We start from the raw sequence: 19,462 nt of genomic DNA on the forward strand, positions 1-19,462 counted from the left end.
GGTCCCGGTCGGCGGTCAGGCAGGCGGCCACCACGGCGCGCCAGGGCGCGGGCAACGCCTGGTCCGGCCGCAGCGGGGCCGCGCCGCGGGCGTACGCCTGGGCGGCCAGCGAGCGGGCCCGGGCGGTGGCGCCGAGGAAGGGGTGCAGCCCGCCGGTGAGCACCTGGTGGGCGATCACCCCGAAGGCCCAGATGTCGGCGCTGGGGCGCAGCGCGACCCCGCGCGCGCCGGTTCGCTGGGACCACCACTCGGGTGGGACGTGGTCGGGCGAGCCCAGTGGCGGGGCGTACGCGTGGGTTCCCTCCAGTTCGGCGGTGAGGCCGAAGTCGGCGATCTTGGCGGTGCCGTCGGGCATCAGCAGGATGTTGGCCGGTTTGAGGTCCCCGTGGACCCAGCCTCCCCGGTGCATGTGGGTCAGTCCGGCGCAGACCTGGGCGAGGATGCGCTCGGCGCCGGGCGCCGCCGTGCCGGGGCGGGCGGTGGCGAGGAGGTCCTGCAGGCTACGGGCCGCGCGTTCCATCACCAGGGCCACGGCGCCGTCCAGGGCGGGGTGGTCGGGGTCCTCGACGGTGACCACGGCGAGGGTGCGGATCAGGTGGGGGTGGTCGGCGCGGCGGCTGAACCGCAGCTCGCCGTGGGCCATCTGGGCCGCGGTGCGGCGCTGACCGGGGCTGAACCGGGCCGGGCCGAGGATCTTGACGGCGGCCCGGGTGCCGTCCGGGCCCTCGGCGGCGTAGACGCTGCCCCAGGCACCCGCGCCGAGGAAGGCACCGGTGCGGTAGCCGGCCAGCGGGTAGCCCTCGGGGACCTCGAAGGGCGGGCGGGCCTGCGGCGGGTGCCGCTCCTCGGGTGGCTGAGGGTCGGGCCGGGCGGCGCCCGGTTGATCGGAAGGGGTCACGGCCGGGCGGCCGGGCGCCGGGGCGGGAGCAGGGCCAGGTGCTCCTCCCGGACGAGGTCGAACTTCAGGGCCAGGGCGACGAGTTCCTCGCGCTTGCCGCCGGCCGGGCCCTGCTCGTACGGCTCGCGCAGCCGCAGTTTGGTGCACACCAGGTAGTCGATGTGGTAGTTCACCGCCGAGCGGGTCAGCCCGCGGCAGGAGGGCAGGGCGCGCAGCCGGGCCAGCACCTCCGTCACGCCGGGGACGGCGACGGTGGAGGGCGAGCGCAGCCGGGGTTCGCAGAGCGCGAGCAGGACGAGGAAGTACTTGGCGGTCGGGTCCAGGGCGAAGGGGCTGACGGTGCGCTCGCCGTCGGCGCCGCCCGGGCCGCCGTCCAGGTAGGCGTGCTGCGGGGCGAAGACCTTGAAGGTGGCGGGTGCGCCGAGGGCGGGCAGGAGCACCCGGGAGAGCTCGAAGGGGACGGGTGCGCCGAGCCGTCCGGGGGCCACCTTGACGTGCTCCCCCGCGCCCTCCAGGTTCTCCACCACGTAGGTGGCGGTGGTGCTGAAGTTGGACAGCCGCCAGTAGTCCTCGGCGGCGGCCACCTCGCCGGCGCGGCGGGAGACGCCCTGGTCGCTCAGCGGGATGGCGACCGGCCGACCGGGTTCGCCGCGCCCGAACACCGCCGTCTCGCCCGGGCCCATCCGCAGCAGTCCGGGCGCCGCTCCGGGCGCCATGTCCGGCCCCGGGCCGGGCAGTTGCACGATGACCGTGTCCACGCAGCCACCTCCGCTGGGGTCGGTCCGATGCTATCCGTCCGATTCCCCGCAGCGGCAAGGCGCCACTCGGACGGGTGAAGGAACACCGCCAACCACGGCCCGTCGACATGGAGTTGCCCGCCCAAGAACCGATCATCCGTCAGACCACAGTTCGTCCGTGCGCTGAACGTTCAGCGAACGATTGCAGCCAGTAGTTGAATGGTCACCATGAGTGTGACGCAACGCACACACAACACGTCCATGATTTGTGCAAGACTCATCTCAAGGAGTGAGATTCCCTTAATTTCCAAGGAGGTTCGTATCATGCGCACTCGGATCGCAGCTGTGATGATGACGGTGGCAGGGATCGCGACCCTGACGGCCGGTCCCGCCATGGCCGCCACGGCGACGTCCGAGACCGGCGCCGCAGCCTGCGCCACGGTGCTCAACCGCCCCTGCATCTCGCACCAGATCGACGGCGAGGGCATCGTCGGCGTCGCCCAGGTCAGCGCCGACCCGAACCAGTTGACGATGGTTCAGGTCGAGGTCCGCACCCAGCAGGCCTGGGGCAGCCCGTGGGAGCCGGTCGCCCGCGCCACCACCGTGCGGCTCGGCTCGGCCCAGGCCGTCACCCCCCGCGTGACCGCCACCGCCCCGCGCATCATCTGCGCCACCGCCGGCCCGGCGCTGGACGCGAGCAAGCAGGTCACCACCTGTACCAACCCGTTCTGACCGGGGACCGCCCCGACGCACCACCCGTTCCGCATGACGAGGCGGCATCCGTAGGACAGGGCACCGGGAGCCGGGGCGTTCGCGCCCCGGCTCCCTCCGCGCCCACCCTGGGCTCCACACCCGCCCCGGCGACCCCCACCAGGCCGGACGCCCACCGGTCCGCACCGGCCCCGGGTGGACCTGGAGGCCCCGTTCACGGCAAACTGGTCTAGACCTCGGAGGTCTAGACCTCAGACTCGCCTCAGAACGGTGGACCCAGTATGGAAATCGTGATCGTCCCTGACGCCACAGCGGCCGGCGAACTCATCGCCGCGGCGATCACCGATCTGCTGACCGACAAGCCCGAGGCCCTGCTCGGAGTCGCGACCGGCTCGACCCCGCTGCCGATCTACCAGGCCCTCGCCGCCCGGGTCCGGGACGGCCGCCTGGACGCCTCCCGGGCGCGCATCTGCCAGCTTGACGAGTACGTCGGCCTGCCCGCCGGCCACCCGGAGTCCTACCGCTCGGTCGTGCTGCGCGAGGTCGTGGAGCCGCTCGGCCTGACCGAGGACTCCTTCCTGGGCCCGGACGGCAACGCCGCCGACATCGCCGCGGCCGCCACCGCCTACGACCGCGCGCTGGCCGAGGCCGGCGGCGTGGACCTGCAGCTGCTCGGCATCGGCACCGACGGCCACATCGGCTTCAACGAGCCCTGCTCCTCGCTCGCCTCCCGGACCCGGATCAAGACCCTGACCCGGCGGACCCGGGTGGACAACGCCCGCTTCTTCGACAGCATCGACGAGGTCCCGCACCACGTCATCACCCAGGGCATCGGCACCATCCTGGAGGCCCGCCACCTGGTGCTGCTCGCCACCGGCGAGGCCAAGGCCGACGCCGTCGCGCTGGCCGTCGAGGGCCCGCTCGCCGCCGCCGTCCCCGCCTCGGCGCTGCAGCTGCACCCGCACGCCACCGTGGTGGTGGACGAGGCCGCCGCCTCCCGCCTCGAGCTGGCCGACTACTTCCGCGACACCTACGCGGCCAAGCCGGCCTGGCAGAAGCTCTGACCCGTAGCAGCCGTGGCAGCCGGGACGCCGATCTCCATGGTCCCCATGGTCCGGCGCCCCTGCTGTTCGCGTCCGCTTACCGCTTGCGGAGCCAGTCGGCGAAGGCCTCCAGCGCCGGGCCCGGGTCGCTGCGGCCGACGCCGATCCGGAAGCGGTCGGCCGGGGTGGGGGTGAGCTCGGAGCGGAACATGCTCGCGGGCATCAGCAGCACCCCTGCCTGCTCGACCAGCGCCGTGCAGAAGTCCTCCACCCCGTCCGCGCCAAGGTAGCGCGGGTAGGCGACGCAGCCGCCGTCCGGGGCGCGCCAGTCGAAGAGCTCGGGGAACTCGGCGAAGAAGGCGTCGAACCGCGGCAGGTTCTCCGCGATGATGCCCCGGTTGCGGGCCAGGATCCGGTCCCGGGCGGTGATCGCGATCCGGGCCAGCACCTCGCTGGGCGCCGAGTTGCAGATGGTGGTGTAGTGCTTGGCCCGCTCCAGCCGGGTGCGCAGCTCGCGGTCCCGGCAGGCGATCCAGCCGATCCGCAGCCCGGGCAGGCCGAGCGACTTGGAGGTGACGTTGAGCGAGAGCGCCGTCGCCGACAGGTCTGCGGCCTGCGGCAGGATGCGGGCCGGGTCGCGCTCCAGCCCGCGGTAGACCTCGTCCGAGAACAGCCGGATGCCGCGCTCCTCGCACAGGTCGACGAGGCGGGTGAAGTCGGCGGCGTCGATCAGCGTGCCGGTCGGGTTGTTGGGGAAGTTGACCGAGAGCAGCTTGGTGTTGGGGCGCAGCGCCCCCTCGACCGCGTCCAGGTCGAGCGCCCAGTCCTGCCGCTCGTCCAGCGCGACGCCGGTGACCTCGCAGAGCGAGAGCGGGATCGTCTCGGCGGACTGGTAGTTGGGGGTCAGGACCACGGCGTGGTCGCCCGGTTCCAGCAGCACCTGCATGGCGAGGTTGATCCCCTCCTGGGCGCCGCCGAAGCAGATCACGTCGTCCGCCTCGACCCGCTCGTACATCCCGGCGATGGCCTGGCGCAGGCCCGGGTCGCCGTAGGTCTCGGTGTAGCCGAGCGTGAGGGTGTCCCAGGCCTCGCGGTCCTCGGGGCCGGCCAGGGCGAGCAGCTCGGCCATCGTCATGGTCTGGGCGTCGGAGGCGGTGAGGTGGTGGCGGGCGGTGAACTCCCAGCGCGAGAAGTAGGTTTCGAGTCGGAAGTCGGGCAGCTGGGTCATCGGTTCAGTCCTTCCTGGGGCTGGCGGCGCCGGCTCCGGGGCCTGCCGGGTGCTTGAGCTCGGCGAGCAGGGCGTAGGCGGTGGAGCGGGAGATCCGCAGTGCGGTGGCGACGGCGGGGACGGCGCGACGGACGGCGAAGACCCCGGCCTCGTCCAGCTCGCGCAGCACGGTGAGCCGGTCCTCGCGGGTGAAGCGTTCCAGCGGGCGGCCCTGGGCGCGGACGTGGCCGCCGATCACGTCGTTCATCCGCTCGGTCCAGTCGCGTTCGAACAGCGGCTCGGGGCGGGGCGCGGTGGGCGCGGCGAAGTTCGCCAGCAGGGCGGCGGCCTGTTCCAGCGGGCCCCGGTCGAGGTTGACGCAGAGCACCGCCGAGGGGTGCCCGGCCTGGTCGCGCAGTACGGCGCTGACCGAGGAGAGCCGCCGGCCGTCCGGCAGCAGCTTCTCGTAGGGGCCGTAGACGTCGGGCGCGGACGGGCCCAGCTGGTCCAGTTCGCCGAGCAGGGAGGGGTCGCCGGGGGCGCGGGTGGTCATCGGGTTCCAGATGGCGAGCACCCGGTCGGTGGCGGTGTCGTGCAGCACCACCTCGGCGTAGGGGCCGAGCAGCAGGGCCACCGCTCGGCAGACCGGTGACCAGGTCCGGACGCGCGGGTCGGGGTCTTCGACAGGCATGAATGGACTGTACGTCCAGACGAGACACTTCGTCCAGGACTGCTTGCGGCGGAGGCCCCGCCCACGGGTGGCGGGGCCTCCGGGGAGCGGATGTCGCTCAGCTGCAGGTGATCACCAGACCGAGGACGGAGGTGCAGCTGCGGGTGTCCTTGCTGGTGGCGGGCGACGGGTCGGCGGGGGCGCCCGCGGTGCGGGCCACCGTGACGTCCCAGCTGCTGACCAGGTTCAGCAGGCCGACGCCGAGGGAGAAGTGTCGGGTGGTGCCGGCGCCCTTGGCGAGCGGGGCGCTCAGGGTGCACGTCAGCTTGCCGGCGGCGACGGTGCAGTCGCCGGAGCTCGCGGCCAGGCCGGCGGGCAGGTCGGCCGAGACGGTGGCCGAGGCCACCGGGTCGGGGCCCTGGCCGGTGAGGGTGACGGTGTAGTCGACCCGGCTGGCGAACAGATCGGTGACCGGGGTCGCGGTGAGCGCGACGCCCAGGTGGGCGCTGGGCGCGGTGTAGGTGAAGCGGTCGGCGGCGACGGCGGCGCTGGTGCCGCCGGGCGTGGTGACCTGGACGTCCACCGGGCCGGTCACCGTGGTGGCCGGGGCTGTCGCGGTGCAGCTGGTGCTGGTGCAGCTGAAGGAGGTGGCCGCGCCGGCCGCGCCGAAGGTGACGGCGGTGGCGCCGTTCAGGTCGGTCCCGGTGACGGTCACCACGGTGCCGCCCACCCCGGAGCCGCCGCTCGGGCTGATCCCGCTCACCACGGGCACCGGCAGCGGGAAGTTCAGCAGGTCGACGGCGCTGCCGGTGAAGTCGGCGAGGTAGCCGCGCCGCCCGTCGGCGCTCAGCGCCAGGGTGTACGGGCTTGCGCCGACCGGCACGGTCGCGGTGACCGTCCGGCTCGCGGTGTCGACCACGCTCAGGGTGTTGTCGTTGTAGTTGGAGACGTACGCGGCGGAGCCGTCCGGGGCGAGGGCGACGGCGTACGGGCCGTTGCCGACCGCGACGGTGCCGAGCAGGGTGTTGGCGCCGGTGTTGATCACCGCGGCGGTGCCGTCGTCCCCGTCGGCGACCCACAGCCGGCTGCCGTCCGGGCTGAGCGCCAGGCCGAAGGCACTGTGGCCGACGGCCACGGTGGCGCTCACCGTGCCGCTCGCGGTGTCGACCACGTTCACCGCCTTGCCGCCGGAGGCCGCGACGTACAGCCACCTGCCGTCCCGTGAGACGGCCAGCCCGTGCGGCTCGGCGCCGACCGGGACGGTGGCCGTGACGGTGTTGGACGAAGTGTCCAGCACGCTGACGGTGTCGGCCCCGGCGTTGCTGACGTAGGCGCGCGCGCCGTCCGGCGACAGCGCCAGGCCCCAGGGCTGGGCGCCGACCGGGACGGTGGCGGTGACGGTGTTGCCCGCGGTGTCCACCACGCTGACCGCGTTGTCCAGGTGGTGGGTCAGGTAGGCCCGGTGCCCGTCGGGCGAGAGGGCGACCGTGTACGAACCGGTGCCGGCGGTGAAGCTGCCGGCCACCGCCTTGCTCGCGGTGTCCAGCACGCTCACCGTGCCGCTGCTCTGGCTGGTCACGTACGCCCGGGCGCCGTCCGGCGTGAGCGCCACCCCGGCCGGGTAGGGCGCCATCGGCACATGGGCGGCCACGGTCGGCGGCGGTGCGGCCGCCTCGGCGGTCACGGGCCGGGACAGCAGTGCGGCCGCGGCTGCCGATATCGCCACCAGCGCCGTCCAGGTGCGCCGGGGTGCGCGACGTGCTCTCACGGAATCTCTCCAGGGGGATGGACCGAGGGGTGCGGTGAATGACGTGGTTCCGGAGCCGCAGGAAGCGTAGAAGGCGTGCTGATGGCACGTCAGGAGCTGATCAGTAATGTCGCCAACTGTTCAGGTTCGACCGGGCGTGGCTTCGGCGGCCGCACCGGACCGCCGGGCATAAGCCGCGCCACCGGCCCCACCCGCGAACGTGACCAGGGTCTCGGTCGGAACCGTGCAGAAAATTGGAGTTGGAGAGTCGCATTCGATAACGTTTCGAACGTGAGGCTGACCAAGAGCACCGACATCGCCCTGCGCATCGCCATGCGGCTCGCCGTACTCGGCGAGGGCGAGAACCCGACCACCCGGGAGGTGGCCGAGTCGGTCGGTGTGCCGTACACCCACGCGGCGAAGGTGGTCAGCAGGCTGCAGCACCTCGGGGTGGTGGAGGCCCGGCGCGGACGCGGCGGCGGGTTGATGATCACCTTCGCCGGGCGGACCGGCTCGCTCGGCCTGCTGCTGCGCGAGCTGGAGGGCGTCGGGGACGTGGTCGGCTGCGAGGACGACCCGCCGTGTCCGCTGCGGGCCGCGTGCCGGCTGCGCGGGGCGCTGCGGGCCGCACAGGAGGCCTTCTTCGCCGCGCTCGACCCGCTCAGCATCGACGACCTGGTGGCCTCGCCCACCGGGCCGGTGCTGCTCAGCCTCACCACGAGACCCGCCGACTGACCCCACCCCCCTGGGTGGTCGGCACCCACAGGCTTTAATGCGAATATCAGATACCAGTTAGGAGCTCCTCTGATGCTGTCCGCGAAGTCCGCCGAGGTCCTCGAAGCCACCCTGCCCGTCGTGGGCGCCGCGATCGGTGACATCACCCCGCGCTTCTACGACCGGCTGTTCGCCGCGCACCCGGAGCTGCTGCGCGACCTGTTCAACCGGGGCAACCAGGCCAACGGCACCCAGCGCGAGGCCCTGGCGGGCTCGATAGCCGCCTTCGCCTCCGCGCTGATCGCCAACCCCGACCAGCGGCCGGACGCGATGCTCGCGCGGATCGCACACAAGCACGTCTCGGTCGGCATCGACAACGAGCAGTACAAGGTCGTCCACGAGCACCTGTTCGCCGCGATCGTCGAGGTGCTCGGCGCGGCCGTCACCCCCGAGGTCGCGGCCGCCTGGGACGAGGTGTACTGGCTGATGGCCAACGCGCTGATGGCCATCGAGGACCGGCTGCGCGACGAGGCCGCCGCGGGCGGCGACCCGGCCGACCTGTGGCGCCCGTACACCGTGATCACCCGCTATCAGGAGACCGCGACCGTCACCAGCTACCTGGTCCGCCCCGCCGACGGCCGCCCCGTCCCGGCCTCCCGCCCCGGCCAGTACGTCTCGGTCCGCACCGAACTGCCCGACGGCGCCCACCAGATCCGGCAGTACAGCCTGTCCGGCGGCGCCGACGGCGCGCTGCGCTTCAGCGTCAAGCGCGAGGACGGCGGCGAGGTCTCCGGGCACCTGCACGACCACCTGAAGACCGGCGACACCGTCGAGCTGGCGCCCCCGATGGGCGACATCTTCCTGGCCGACGGCGACGGCCCGGTGCTGCTCGCCTCCGCCGGCATCGGCAACACCCCGATGACCGCCATGCTCGACCACCTCGCCGCGACCGGCTCCAGCCGGCAGGTCATCTCGGTGCACGGCGACCGCGACCAGCTCAGCCACGCCTTCCGCGCCGACCTGGAGCAACTGACCGCCAAGCTGCCGGGCGCCAGCGCCCACGTCTTCTACGAGCAGCCGCTCGGCGAGTGGCCGGCCGAGCGCACCGGGCTGGTCGACCTCGCCACCGTCGAGATCCCGGCCGGCACCACCGCCTACCTGTGCGGCCCGCTGCCCTTCCTGCGCGCCGTCCGCGGCCAGCTGCTCGCGGCGGGCGTCCCGGCGGCGGACATCCACTACGAGGTGTTCGGCCCGGACCTCTGGCTCGGTGCCTGAGATCCTCCGTCAGATCCTTCGTCAGCGCCGGTCCGCCCGATAGCATCACGGGCGGACCGGTGCCGCTTCGACCGAAGGAGTCCGGGTTGCGGGTCGCGCTGTTCGCCACCTGCGTCAACGACGCGCTGTTCCCCGCCACGGCGGTCGCCACCGTCCGGCTGCTGGAGCGGCTCGGGGTGACGGTGGACTTCCCCGCCGGGCAGACCTGCTGCGGGCAGCCGCAGTACAACACCGGCTACCGCCGGGCCTGCGAACCGCTGGTGCGACGCACGGCCCGGGCCTTCGCCGGGTACGACCACGTAGTGACGCCCTCGGGCTCCTGCGTCGCGATGGTCCGGGACAACTACCCGCGGATCGGCGCCCGAGCCGCCGCCGAGGGCCGGGGCAGCGAACTCACCGACGCCGCCGTCGACCTGGCACCCCGGGTGGTCGAGCTCACCGAGTTCCTCACCGATGTGCTCGGGGTCGAGGACGTCGGCGCGTACTTCCCGTACACCGTCACCTACCACCCCTCCTGCCACGGCCTGCGGATGCTCGGCCTGGGCGAGCGGCCGCTGCGCCTGCTGCGCGCCGTCAAGGGACTGGAACTGGTGGAGCTGCCCGGCGCGGAGGAGTGCTGCGGCTTCGGCGGGACCTTCGCGGTGAAGAACGCGGCGGTGTCGGCGGCGATGGCCGAGGACAAGCTCGCCAACGCCCTCGGCACCGGCGCCCAAGTGCTGTGCGGCGCCGACAACTCCTGCCTGCTGCACCTCGACGGCACCCTGCGCCGCCGCGGCGAGCCGCTGCGGCCGCTGCACCTCGCGGAGATCCTGGCCAGCACCGAGGAGCACCCCTGGAGGCCTTCGTGAGCAGCACCTTCGTCGGCATGCCCGCCTTCCCGCAGGCCGCCGCCCGGGCGGTACGGGACGGGCAACTACGCGCCAACCTCCGGCACGCCACCCACACCATCCGCGACAAGCGCGCCCGGGCCGTCGCCGAACTCGACGACTGGGCCGAGCTGCGCGCCGCCGGGAAGGCGATCAAGGACCACACGCTGCGCCATCTCGACCGCTACCTGGTGCAGTTGGAGGAGTCCGTCACGGCGGCGGGCGGCACCGTGCACTGGGCGGCGGACGCCGAGGAGGCCAACCGGATCGTCGCCGCGCTGGTCCGGGCCACCAAAGCCAGTGACAATGAAAAGCGTGATGTGGTCAAGGTCAAGTCGATGGCCACCCAGGAGATCGGGCTCAACGAGGCACTGGCCGCCGAGGGGATCACCGCCTACGAGACCGATCTCGCCGAGCTGATCGTGCAGTTGGGCGAGGACCGGCCCTCGCACATCCTGGTCCCGGCGATCCACCGCAACCGGGCCGAGATCCGGGAGATCTTCGCCGAGCGGATGGCGGCCTGGGGCCGCCCCGCGCCCGAGGGGCTGACCGACCGCCCCGCCGAACTCGCCGAGGCCGCCCGGCTGCACCTGCGGGAGAAGTTCCTGCGCGCCCAAGTGGCGATCTCCGGCGCCAACTTCATGGTCGCCGAGACCGGCACCCTGGTGGTGGTCGAGTCCGAGGGCAACGGCCGGATGTGCCTCACCCTCCCCCGCACCCTCATCTCCGTGGTCGGCATCGAGAAGGTCGTGCCGACCTGGCGGGACCTGGAGGTCTTCCTCCAACTCCTCCCCCGCTCCTCCACCGCCGAGCGGATGAACCCGTACACCTCGCTCTGGACCGGGACGACCGAGGGCGACGGCCCTTCCGAGTTCCACCTGGTGCTGCTGGACAACGGGCGCACCGCCACGCTGGCCGACCAGGTCGGCCGCCAGGCGCTGCGCTGCATCCGCTGCTCGGCCTGCCTCAACGTCTGCCCGGTGTACGAGCGGGCCGGCGGGCACGCCTACGGCTCGGTCTACCCGGGCCCGATCGGCGCCATCCTGACGCCCCAACTGCGCGGCACCGCCAGCCCGGTGGACGCCTCGCTGCCGTACGCCTCCTCGCTCTGCGGAGCCTGCTACGAGGTGTGCCCGGTGGCGATCGACATCCCCGAAGTGCTGGTGCACCTGCGCGAGCGGGTCGCCGAACAGGGCGGGCACCCGCTGGAGCGGGCGGCGATGGCGGCCGCCGGGTACGTGCTGGACCACCCGGCGGCGCTGGCGGCCGCCGAACGGCTGGCCGGGCGCACCCGGGCGCTGCACCCGCGCCGGCTGCCCGGGCCGGGGCGAGCCTGGACCGACACCCGGGACCTGCCCCAGGTGCCGGCCGAACCGTTCCGCGACTGGTGGAGGAGGAACCGGTCTTGAGCTCAAGGGAGTTGATCCTCGGCCGGATCCGGGCCGCGCTCGGGGACGCCGCCGGGGTGGCCGAACAGCCGCTGCCGCGCGGGTACCGGAGCTCACACGTGGCGCCGGACGACCCGGCGGCGCTCCTCGACCTGCTGCACCGCAACCTGGCCGACTACCGGGCACTGGTGCACCGCTGCTCCACGGCCGAACTTCCGGGCCGCGTCGCGGAGTTGCTGGCCGAGCGCGGCAGCCGCACGGTCGCCGTGCCGGACGGCCTGCCGGCCTCCTGGCTCTCCGCAGCCGGTGACGTCGAGCTGCTACCGGACGGCGACGGCCTCACCGCCGCCCGGCTGGACGCCGTGGACAGCGTGGTCACCGGCTGCGCGCTGGCGATCGCCGAGACCGGGACGATCGTGCTGGACGCCGGCCCCGGTCAGGGCCGGCGGCTGCTCTCGCTCGTCCCGGACCACCACATCTGCGTGGTCCGGGCGCCCGAGCAGGTCGTCGCCTCGGTGCCGCTCGCGCTGCCCCGGCTCGACCCGGCACGCCCGCAGACCTGGATCTCCGGGCCCTCGGCGACCAGCGACATCGAGCTGGACCGGGTCGAGGGGGTGCACGGGCCACGCACCCTGGAGGTGCTGCTCACAACGCCGGACGTCACTGGGGCCTGAGCTCCAGGGTGCAGCACTTCGCCCCGCCGCCGCCCTTGAGCAGCTCCGAGACGTCCACCGGGATCGGCTCGTAGCCGTGCTCGGCGAGTCGGCCCGCCAGGTTCTTGGCGGCCTCCGGCAGCAGCACCCGGCGGCCGTCCGACACCGCGTTCAACCCGAACACCTCGGCGTCGGCCCGGTCGGCGAGGATCGCGTCCGGGTAGAGCGAGCGCAGCACCGAGCGACTGCGGGCGTCGAAGGCCTCCGGGTAGTACATGACGTGGTCGTCGGCGAGGACGGCCAGCGCGGTGTCCAGGTGGTAGAAGCGCGGGTCCACCAGGGTGAGGCTGACCACCGGCACACCGAACAGCTCCTCCGCCTCGGCGTGCGCGGCCCGCGCGGTGCGGAAGCCCGTCCCGGCGAGCACCCGGCGGCCGACCACCAGGTGGTCGCCCTCGCCCTCGTTGACGTGCCCGGCGCGCCGCACCGCCCGGTAGCCGCGCGAGCGGAACCAGGCCTGGTAGGCCCCGGACTCGGCGGCCCGCTCCGGGTAGCGGAAGGTCGCCACCAGGGCCCGGCCGTCCAGAACGGTGGCACCGTTCGCGGCGTACACCATGTCGGGCAGCCCGGGCACCGGGTCGATCAGCTCGACGGTGTGGCCGAGGCGGCGGTACGTCCAGTAGAGCCGCTCCCACTGGCGGACGGCCAGCGCGGTGTCGGTGGGTTGCGTCGGGTCCATCCACGGGTTGATCGCGTAGTCCACCGTGAAGTACGTCGGCCGGCACATCAGGTAGCGGCGCGGCCGTGCCGTGCGTGCCGGGGTGCGCGTGGGCATTGCTCAACCGTCCTCGGATCTCGGGAAGTCGGGGGTACACCTCGTTCCAGAGGCGGCTGCCCCGCCGCTCCCGTTCGCACACCCGCGCGGGCGCCCCCGCCGGGCGCAACCCCCCGCGCACCCGGCGCGAGCCCCGGCGCACGGGCCCTGGTGTCCGGCGGCTACCAGCGCACCGCGGCGAAGTCCACCGGCTCGGTGCGCAGCGCCCGGGCACGCACGGCGAGGGCACGCAGGCGGCGGTCGGCCTCCTCGGCGGGCATCCGGCGCTTGTCGCCGTGGCCGGGCAGCAGCCACTCGAAGCGCAGCACGCCCAGGCTGCGGTCCAGCGAGGCGGACTGCTCCTCCATCGAGTACCAGGTCACCGCCTCCTGCACCTCGATGTCCCGGGTGGTGCGGGACCAGTACAGGCTGTCGCCGCTGAAGCAGTAGCGCTCGTCGGCCACGTACAGCACGCTGCCGAGGGTGTGGCCGGGGAAGGGGTGGGCGACCAGGCCCGGGGAGATCTCCACCGGCTCGATACCGCGCAGCACCTGGTCGGCGTCGGGCGCGTACTCGAGGTCGCCCTCGTGGATCCAGAGCCGGGCGCCCAGCCGGTCGGCGTACGCACGTCCGTGCACGGCGTGGTCGCGGTGGGTGAGCAGGATGTCGGTGACCGGGCCGAGCGCCTCGTAGCGGGCGGCGAGGCCCTCGCTGAAGCGGGGCGTGTCGATCATCACCCAGCCGCCCGGGCGACGGCAGAGGTAGGAGTTGGCGCCCGCGTTGCGCCGGGAATTGTGGCCGAGCAGCAGCACCCCGTCGTCCAGGGTGAGCGGGAACGGGTCGGTGGCCGGGTCGAGTCGGCCGTTGCCCTGCCGGATCGAGCGGGTCGGGCAGGCGTGGGCGGCGGCGAGCAGCTGCTGCCGCTCGGCTTCGTCACGCGGCTGGCGGATCAGTTCGGACGTGCGGTTGCGCTCGATGATCAGGTCAGGCGCGAGCTGCCGGGCGACGTCGCAGTTGGTGCAGCGGTCGTCGATGGTCCAGTTCTGGTCGGCGGTCGGGCCTTCGTCAGCAGTCGGGTTCTCGGAGCGATTCACGGGCGGCTTCCCCCTGGAACTTCGGCGGCCGGGCGGCCGCACACCTCGAGCATCGTCCGTTCGCACCCAAAACGGGAAGAGGGCAAGGATCTTGTGGTTTTCAGACCGCCTTGCTCTGCGGGGGCGCAGGTGGGTTTCTGAGGGCACGTGGCCCATCTCACGTGCCCTCACCGTCACCTACGGTGGCGTAGGTCACTTGATCCGGTGAACTATCTCTTTCATGCCGAACCTCCAGGAGACCCTTGACCTCAGTTCGTATGCCGCCCTCGGGGACAGCTTCACCGAGGGCCTGAACGACCCCGGTGCGGGCGGCGCCTTCACCGGCTGGGCGGATCGCCTGGCCGGGATGCTCGCCGACGGGCGACCGCCGGGCGGGTTCCGCTACGCGAACCTGGCGGTGCGCGGGCGGCTGCTGGACCAGATCGCGGCCGAGCAGGTGCCGCAGGTCCGCCGGCTCCAGCCCGACCTGGTCACCTTCTGCGCCGGCGGCAACGACATCCTGCGGCCCGGCAGCGACCCGGACGAGGTGGCCGAGCGCTTCGAGGCCGCCGTCGCCCAACTCGCCGAATCCGCCGGGACGGTGCTGATCTGCACCGGCTTCGACACCAAGGACGTGCCGCTGCTCAAGCACCTGCGCGGCAAGATCGCCACCTACAACGGGCACATGCGGGCGGTCGCCGACCGCTACGGCTGCAAGGTGGCCGACCTGTGGTCCCTGCGCGCCGTGCAGGACCGCCGCGCCTGGAGCGAGGACCGGCTGCACCTCTCCCCCGAGGGCCACCAGCGGGTCGCCCTGCTGGCCGCCCGCTCACTGGGCCTGGCCACCGCGCAGGACCCGGAGGACCCGTGGCCGGCCGCGCCGGTCCTGTCCCCGGCCGACCAGCGGCGGGCGGACATCCAGTGGGCCCGCGAGTACCTGCTCCCGTGGGTCGGACGCCGGCTGCGCGGCGAGTCCTCGGGCGACCATGTCGAGCCCAAGCGGCCGGACCTGCTGCCGCTCTGACGAACACTCAACTCCCGACACCGGGTGCTGTGGCGCGGCCGGCCCGCAGCACCCGGTGCAGCAGGGCGGCGCCGGCCGCGCCGACCGGGTACCAGGCGAGGTCCGGCGGATTGAAGGTCGACCCGAGCACCAGGTGGACCAGCGCGCTGCGCCGACCCCAGGCGTCCGGCAGCCCGGTGGCCTGGAAGAGCTCCACCGCCCAGCTCACCGCCGCCGCCAGGACCGCCGCCCGCACCGGGCGTACGCTCGGCGCGACCAGCACCACCAGGACGTACACCAGCACCGTGTAGAGCGCGTCACCGGCGTACTTGGCGATGTCGCCGTCCAGTGCGGCGCGCACGCCCAGACCCGCGGCGACCGTCAGCGCGGCCGCCGCCGCGGCCGGAACGCGTCGGGCCGACCCCCTCCGAAGATCATCCACCCGCCCCACACTACGCCTCGGGTCGCTCCGGCCGCCGCGCCCCCGTTCCGCAAGCACCGATCCGCAAGCACCGTTCCGGAAGTGCCCATCAGGAAGTGCCCATCAGCAACCACCGTTCAGGAACCACCGCGCCGCGCCGGACGTCACTCCCCCCGATGGGCCGATCCGTGCAGGTCACGGGCATGAGTCGAACGGAACGTACGGGCGGGGAGCAGTGACAGACGGCGAAGGCACCAAGGCGCGAAGGCAGTTCGCGGTGGACGGGTTCGCGGCCGGGCCGGACGGCCGGGCGCAGCGGGCACGGGAGCGCGGGAAGGCACTGCGGCAACGGGTGCCCCGGGAGCGGCATGCGGAGTTCGCGGCCGCCATCGACCGGCCGACCGCCGTGGCCGCGATTGAGGTGTCCAACGCGGGCCGGATCCCGGGGCTGGTGCCGATCAGGGTGGGCCGAATGGCCGCCTCGCCGTTCGCGTTCCTGCGCGGGTCGGCCGGGCTGATGGCCGCCGACCTCGCGGGCACCCCGGCGACCGGAGTGGACGCGCAGCTGTGCGGGGACGCCCACGCGGCGAACTTCGGGCTGTACGGCGACGCGCGCGGCCAACTCGTGATGGACATCAACGACTTCGACGAGACCGTGCCCGGCCCCTGGGAGTGGGACCTCAAGCGCCTCGCGACCAGCCTGGTGCTGGCCGGCCGGGAGACCGGGGCGAGCGAGACCACCGCCCGGGCGGCCGCCCAACACGCGGCGGGCTCCTACCGCCGGACCATGCGCACGCTCGCCAAGCTGCCCGCGCTGGACGCCTGGAACGCCGTGGCGGACGAGCAGTTGGTGTCCTTCGCCGAGGCGCACGACCTCGCCGACGTGCTGCAGAAGGTCGGCGCGAAGGCGCTCGGCAACACCAGCGCCCGGTTCGCCGCCCGCAGCACCACCCGTACGGCGGACGGCGGTTGGCGGTTCACCGCCGCGCCCCCGGTGCTCACCGAGGTGACCGACGCAACCGCCCGCGCGGTGGCCGGGGCGCTCGGCCCGTACGTGGCGACGGTGCCCCCCGAGGTGCGCACCCTGCTGTCCCGCTACCGGGTGCAGGACGTGGCGTTCCGGGTGGTGGGCACCGGCAGTGTCGGCACCCGCTCGTACGTGGTCCTGCTCACCGACCACCGGGACCAGCCGCTGGTGCTGCAGGTGAAGGAGGCCAGGCCGTCCGCGCTGCTGCCGCACCTGCGACGCGAACAGCCGGAGGAGCACGAGGGCAAGCGGGTCGTGCTCGGCCAGAAGCACATGCAGGTGGTCAGCGACACCCTGCTCGGCTGGACGACCGTCGACGGACTTCCTTACCAGGTCCGGCAGTTCCGCAACCGCAAGGGCAGCGTCGACCCGGCCGCGCTGCTGCCGGCCCAGCTGGACGACTACGCGCGGATCACCGGCGCGCTGCTCGCCCGGGCGCACGCCCACACCGCCGACCCGGGCCTGCTGGCCGGGTACGGCGGCAAGAGCGAGGCGCTGGACGAGGCTGTCGCCGCCTTCGCCGTCGCGTACGCGGACCGCACCGAGGCGGACCACGCCGAGCTGGTCACGGCGGTGCGCAGCGGACGGCTGCCCGCCGAGCAGGGCGTCTGACGTCCGACTCAGGTAGCGAGGAACGGCGCGACGGCGGCGACGAACTCGCCCGGCCGGGCACTGTGCACCAGGTGCCCGGCCTCGATCGTGACCAGCCGACAATCCGGGATCAGCCGGGCGAGTTCGGCGATCCGCTCCTGCGGGATGTGGCTGTCCCCCGCGCCCGCGACGGCCAGGGTGCGGGCGGTGATCCGGGTCAGCCCCTCCCGCCAGGCCGGGTCGGGGGTGTCGAGCTGTGCCTTGACGGCCCGGACCATCGCCCAGTCGAAGTGCGCCGGCTCCTCCGCTCCTTCGGCCGGTCCGCCGGCCGGGCGCGGGTGGAGCGCGGGGATCTCCTCCAGGACCAGCCGGTCGATCCGCTCGGGCACCGCCTGGGCGAGCAGGTAGGCGACCGCGCCGCCCATCGAGTGGCCGACCAGGTCGATCCGGCCCAGGCCGAGCGCGTCGAGGAAGGCCAGGACGTCGTCGCGCATCGCCTCCAGGCTGTACCCGGCCGTGCGGCCGCTGTCGCCGTGGCCGCGCAGGTCGAGCGCGTAGACGTGGTGCCCGGGGGCGAGGTCGGGCAGCACGACGTCCCAGTCCGCGGCGCGCTCGCCGAGGGCGTGCAGCAGCACCAGCGGCGGGCCGTCGGGCCGTCCGCTCTCGCGGTAGGCGAGCACGACCTCGGGGAGTTCAACCGTCCGCACCTTCGTCATTGGTAGTTGGAGGCGCGGTGCCCTGCCGGGCCCGGTTCCTCCGTCCCCTTTCAATCCGTGCGTGCGGTTTTCCCGCACACGGCTTACCGATGATCTTCTTGGCATGGTTACGCCGCCTTCGGATAGCGGATCGTGCCACGCAGACGATGCAGGCCGTGCCCGTTGAACCACTCTTCCGTCCACACCGCCATCTGGCCAGCTCGCAGGTTGCGTCCTCGCTTCTTGACCATCAATCTGCGGAGACGCCACACCACATAGTCATCGACTTGTGTGAACTTCCGGGCAGCGTTCCCGGTTCGGAAGTAGGCGCCCCAGCCGCGCAGGATCGGATTCAACTCCGCGATCACCTCACGGATGTCCCATCCCGACCGACGGCGGTCGGTCCGCTCGCGGACCTTGTCCCGGAGTCGCTTCATCGCCGCCTGTGAGGGCCAACGGTGCAGGTAGAAGCGGACCTTGCGGTACTTCTCCCACACCTTGCCCGAGAAGCGGGCTCTGAAGTGGCAGCCGAGGAAGTCGAGTCCTTCCCGGCCCTCTCTGAGGTCTACCACCTTCGTCTTGTCCGAGTGCAGCTCCAGCCCCAGCTCGCCGAGGATCTCCCCGACCGCCGCCAAGGCGTTCCTGGCATTGCTCACCGACCGGCACAGGACGACACCGTCGTCCGCGTACCGCACCAGCTCACCGACACCGCGCTCGGCGAGCTCGGTGTCCAGGACGTGCAGGTAGATGTTGGCCAGCAAGGGTGAGATCACCCCGCCCTGAGGAGTCCCGGCGACCGTCCGCCGAACCTCCCCGTCCACCATCACACCCGCCTGGAGCCACAGCCGCAGCAGCTTGAGCACCCTGCGGTCCGACACCCGACGCCCCACCTCGGCGAGGAGCCGACCGTGGTCGATCTCGCCGAAGAAGTTGCGGATGTCGAACTCCACGACGACACAGCGGCCCTCGATGAAGCCCGTCCGAAGACGCTCCATCGCCTGCAACGCCGACCGCTTCGGCCGGTACCCGTACGAGGACGGCAGAAAGTCCGCCTCGAACACCGGCTCCAGGACGATCTTCGCCGCCTGCTGGGCCACTCTGTCGCGCACCGTGGGAATGCCCAGCGGCCGCTTGCCACCCTGTGGTTTCGGGATGTCCACGCGCCTGGCCGGCGCAGGACGATACGTGCCTGAGCGGAGAGCCTGCTGGAGTTCGCCGAGCAACCGGCCAACCCCGTACTGGCTCTCCACGAACTCCAGGGTGACCCGATCCACCCCGGCGCTCCCTGCGTTGGCCCGGACCCGCTCCCACGCCTCCCACAGCACGTCACCTCTGTGGACACGGTCGTACAGGGCGTGGAAACGCCGCTCCGGAGACTGCTTGGCCGCAGCCCATAGCGCGCGTTGGAGTTGTCGCACTTTCAGGACGGACGCTCGCCCGTCCACTACGACGGGACTCGCCCCGTCGGGGTGGTTGACCGGTCTTTCTCCGGCCATGCCCTCGCGCTTACCCCCGTCACGGGCGTGATCAAAGTTGGGGCCCTTCCCTCCCGGCGCGTTGTGTTGCACGCCGATCAGCGGTACTACGACCCCATCGGACTCCCGCTGCCCTCCGGACGACTTCACCATCGGCTTATACGTCCGGTCTCCTGCCCGACGTCAGGCACAGGCAGACGGGTCTCTCCTGTTCCGGCCCAGACTGTGCACACGTGCCGCCCTCCATACCCCGGGAGAACCCCGAGGGCTGACCCCGGAACAGGGCCCCCAGGACATGGCCTTCGCCCGGACATGAGGGGCTCGGCTTCTCCGTTGTCGGTCTGACGAGGCTGCAAGGTTCGCTTCACGCTACGGCCCGCGTGCTTGCTCCCTCCAAAGAGGCTCTTGACATCCCGCTCAGCCCGCCGCGTCTCCACGACGAACCGGGACCTGC

19 protein-coding genes are annotated in these 19,462 nt (G+C 72.9%); 9 read left to right on the plus strand and 10 right to left on the minus strand.

Features of this window, described 5'->3' with window-relative positions; genetic code table 11:
- Both ACFQ87_RS31325 and ACFQ87_RS31330 read right to left on the minus strand, forming a co-directional pair.
- Positions 1–898: serine/threonine-protein kinase (locus ACFQ87_RS31325; protein ID WP_380614233.1), on the minus strand; the 898-nt coding region annotated here is incomplete at its 3' end.
- Positions 895–1,656 carry a serine/threonine protein kinase gene (locus tag ACFQ87_RS31330; RefSeq protein ID WP_380614234.1) on the minus strand — a complete coding sequence of 254 codons (762 nt, stop codon included), beginning with the start codon at positions 1,654–1,656 and terminating at the stop codon, positions 895–897. The genes ACFQ87_RS31325 and ACFQ87_RS31330, both read right to left, overlap by 4 nt.
- A gap of 303 nt (positions 1,657–1,959) precedes the next feature.
- Between ACFQ87_RS31330 and ACFQ87_RS31335 the strand changes: the two genes are divergently transcribed.
- Together ACFQ87_RS31335 and ACFQ87_RS31340 are read left to right on the plus strand one after the other, a co-directional pair.
- Positions 1,960–2,367: a hypothetical protein gene (locus ACFQ87_RS31335; protein ID WP_380614235.1), complete on the plus strand. Its 408-nt coding sequence runs from the start codon at positions 1,960–1,962 to the stop codon at positions 2,365–2,367.
- A 260-nt stretch (positions 2,368–2,627) separates the two neighbouring features.
- A complete protein-coding gene (locus ACFQ87_RS31340) occupies positions 2,628–3,410 on the plus strand; it encodes a glucosamine-6-phosphate deaminase (RefSeq protein WP_380614236.1) in 783 nt (260 codons plus the stop codon).
- Positions 3,411–3,486: 76 nt separating this feature from the next.
- Here ACFQ87_RS31340 and ACFQ87_RS31345 read toward each other — a convergent pair whose 3' ends face one another.
- The 3 genes from ACFQ87_RS31345 to ACFQ87_RS31355 form a co-directional block, all read right to left on the minus strand.
- Positions 3,487–4,617 carry an aminotransferase class I/II-fold pyridoxal phosphate-dependent enzyme gene (locus tag ACFQ87_RS31345; protein ID WP_380614237.1) on the minus strand — a complete coding sequence of 377 codons (1,131 nt, stop codon included), beginning with the start codon at positions 4,615–4,617 and terminating at the stop codon, positions 3,487–3,489.
- Between the two features lie 4 nt (positions 4,618–4,621).
- Complete coding sequence (locus tag ACFQ87_RS31350; protein WP_380614238.1) at positions 4,622–5,287, minus strand: transcriptional regulator; 666 nt, start codon at positions 5,285–5,287, stop codon at positions 4,622–4,624.
- A gap of 97 nt (positions 5,288–5,384) precedes the next feature.
- Positions 5,385–7,034, minus strand: a complete 1,650-nt coding sequence (locus tag ACFQ87_RS31355; protein ID WP_380614239.1) for a beta-propeller fold lactonase family protein — start codon at positions 7,032–7,034, stop codon at positions 5,385–5,387.
- A gap of 270 nt (positions 7,035–7,304) precedes the next feature.
- On the opposite strand from ACFQ87_RS31355, the gene ACFQ87_RS31360 reads away from it, so the two are divergent.
- The 5 genes from ACFQ87_RS31360 to ACFQ87_RS31380 all read left to right on the plus strand — a co-directional run bounded on the left by ACFQ87_RS31360 (position 7,305) and on the right by ACFQ87_RS31380 (position 11,930).
- A complete protein-coding gene (locus tag ACFQ87_RS31360; protein ID WP_380614240.1) occupies positions 7,305–7,748 on the plus strand; it encodes an RrF2 family transcriptional regulator in 444 nt (147 codons plus the stop codon).
- Positions 7,749–7,820: 72 nt separating this feature from the next.
- Positions 7,821–9,002 carry a globin domain-containing protein gene (locus ACFQ87_RS31365; protein WP_380614241.1) on the plus strand — a complete coding sequence of 394 codons (1,182 nt, stop codon included), beginning with the start codon at positions 7,821–7,823 and terminating at the stop codon, positions 9,000–9,002.
- Positions 9,003–9,088: 86 nt separating this feature from the next.
- Positions 9,089–9,850: a (Fe-S)-binding protein gene (locus tag ACFQ87_RS31370; protein ID WP_380614242.1), complete on the plus strand. Its 762-nt coding sequence runs from the start codon at positions 9,089–9,091 to the stop codon at positions 9,848–9,850.
- Entirely contained in the window at positions 9,847–11,277 is a 1,431-nt protein-coding gene (locus ACFQ87_RS31375) for a lactate utilization protein B (protein WP_380614243.1), read from the plus strand. The genes ACFQ87_RS31370 and ACFQ87_RS31375 overlap by 4 nt, the downstream gene beginning before the upstream one ends.
- Positions 11,274–11,930 carry a lactate utilization protein C gene (locus tag ACFQ87_RS31380; RefSeq protein ID WP_380614244.1) on the plus strand — a complete coding sequence of 219 codons (657 nt, stop codon included), beginning with the start codon at positions 11,274–11,276 and terminating at the stop codon, positions 11,928–11,930. The genes ACFQ87_RS31375 and ACFQ87_RS31380 overlap by 4 nt, the downstream gene beginning before the upstream one ends.
- On the opposite strand, the gene ddaH is transcribed toward ACFQ87_RS31380, so the two are convergent.
- Together ddaH and ACFQ87_RS31390 are read right to left on the minus strand one after the other, a co-directional pair.
- Positions 11,917–12,744 (minus strand): dimethylargininase, encoded by an 828-nt coding sequence (gene ddaH / locus ACFQ87_RS31385; protein ID WP_380614245.1) that lies wholly within the window; start codon positions 12,742–12,744, stop codon positions 11,917–11,919. The genes ACFQ87_RS31380 and ddaH overlap by 14 nt on opposite strands.
- Positions 12,745–12,905: 161 nt before the next feature.
- Positions 12,906–13,817, minus strand: a complete 912-nt coding sequence (locus ACFQ87_RS31390) for a 4Fe-4S domain-containing protein (RefSeq protein ID WP_380614246.1) — start codon at positions 13,815–13,817, stop codon at positions 12,906–12,908.
- Between the two features lie 220 nt (positions 13,818–14,037).
- On the opposite strand from ACFQ87_RS31390, the gene ACFQ87_RS31395 reads away from it, so the two are divergent.
- On the plus strand, positions 14,038–14,820 hold the full coding sequence (locus ACFQ87_RS31395; RefSeq protein ID WP_380614247.1) for an SGNH/GDSL hydrolase family protein: 783 nt from the start codon (positions 14,038–14,040) through the stop codon (positions 14,818–14,820).
- 7 nt (positions 14,821–14,827) lie between these two features.
- Here the strand turns inward: ACFQ87_RS31395 and ACFQ87_RS31400 are convergent, their stop codons facing one another.
- Positions 14,828–15,241 (minus strand): DUF2809 domain-containing protein, encoded by a 414-nt coding sequence (locus ACFQ87_RS31400; protein ID WP_380614248.1) that lies wholly within the window; start codon positions 15,239–15,241, stop codon positions 14,828–14,830.
- Between the two features lie 214 nt (positions 15,242–15,455).
- Between ACFQ87_RS31400 and ACFQ87_RS31405 the strand changes: the two genes are divergently transcribed.
- Positions 15,456–16,859 carry a DUF2252 domain-containing protein gene (locus tag ACFQ87_RS31405; protein WP_380614249.1) on the plus strand — a complete coding sequence of 468 codons (1,404 nt, stop codon included), beginning with the start codon at positions 15,456–15,458 and terminating at the stop codon, positions 16,857–16,859.
- Between the two features lie 8 nt (positions 16,860–16,867).
- Here ACFQ87_RS31405 and ACFQ87_RS31410 read toward each other — a convergent pair whose 3' ends face one another.
- A complete protein-coding gene (locus ACFQ87_RS31410; protein ID WP_380614250.1) occupies positions 16,868–17,554 on the minus strand; it encodes an alpha/beta fold hydrolase in 687 nt (228 codons plus the stop codon).
- A gap of 107 nt (positions 17,555–17,661) precedes the next feature.
- Positions 17,662–19,161: a group II intron reverse transcriptase/maturase gene (ltrA, locus tag ACFQ87_RS31415; protein WP_380614251.1), complete on the minus strand. Its 1,500-nt coding sequence runs from the start codon at positions 19,159–19,161 to the stop codon at positions 17,662–17,664.
- Positions 19,162–19,462 lie beyond the last annotated feature (301 nt).

Origin of the sequence: Kitasatospora sp. NPDC056531, from assembly GCF_042794375.1 — a bacterium.
Lineage (GTDB): Bacteria > Actinomycetota > Actinomycetes > Streptomycetales > Streptomycetaceae > Kitasatospora.

Bases quoted from the DNA above. Each gene is read 5' to 3' on its own strand.
- ltrA (WP_380614251.1), bottom strand. From the start codon at position 19,161: ATGGTGAAGTCGTCCGGAGGGCAGCGGGAGTCCGATGGGGTCGTAGTA.
- ACFQ87_RS31395 (WP_380614247.1), top strand. From the start codon at position 14,038: ATGCCGAACCTCCAGGAGACCCTTGACCTCAGTTCGTATGCCGCCCTC.
- ACFQ87_RS31340 (WP_380614236.1), top strand. From the start codon at position 2,628: ATGGAAATCGTGATCGTCCCTGACGCCACAGCGGCCGGCGAACTCATC.
- ACFQ87_RS31350 (WP_380614238.1), bottom strand. From the start codon at position 5,287: ATGCCTGTCGAAGACCCCGACCCGCGCGTCCGGACCTGGTCACCGGTC.
- ACFQ87_RS31345 (WP_380614237.1), bottom strand. From the start codon at position 4,617: ATGACCCAGCTGCCCGACTTCCGACTCGAAACCTACTTCTCGCGCTGG.
- ACFQ87_RS31410 (WP_380614250.1), bottom strand. From the start codon at position 17,554: ATGACGAAGGTGCGGACGGTTGAACTCCCCGAGGTCGTGCTCGCCTAC.
- ACFQ87_RS31335 (WP_380614235.1), top strand. From the start codon at position 1,960: ATGCGCACTCGGATCGCAGCTGTGATGATGACGGTGGCAGGGATCGCG.
- ddaH (WP_380614245.1), bottom strand. From the start codon at position 12,744: ATGCCCACGCGCACCCCGGCACGCACGGCACGGCCGCGCCGCTACCTG.
- ACFQ87_RS31365 (WP_380614241.1), top strand. From the start codon at position 7,821: ATGCTGTCCGCGAAGTCCGCCGAGGTCCTCGAAGCCACCCTGCCCGTC.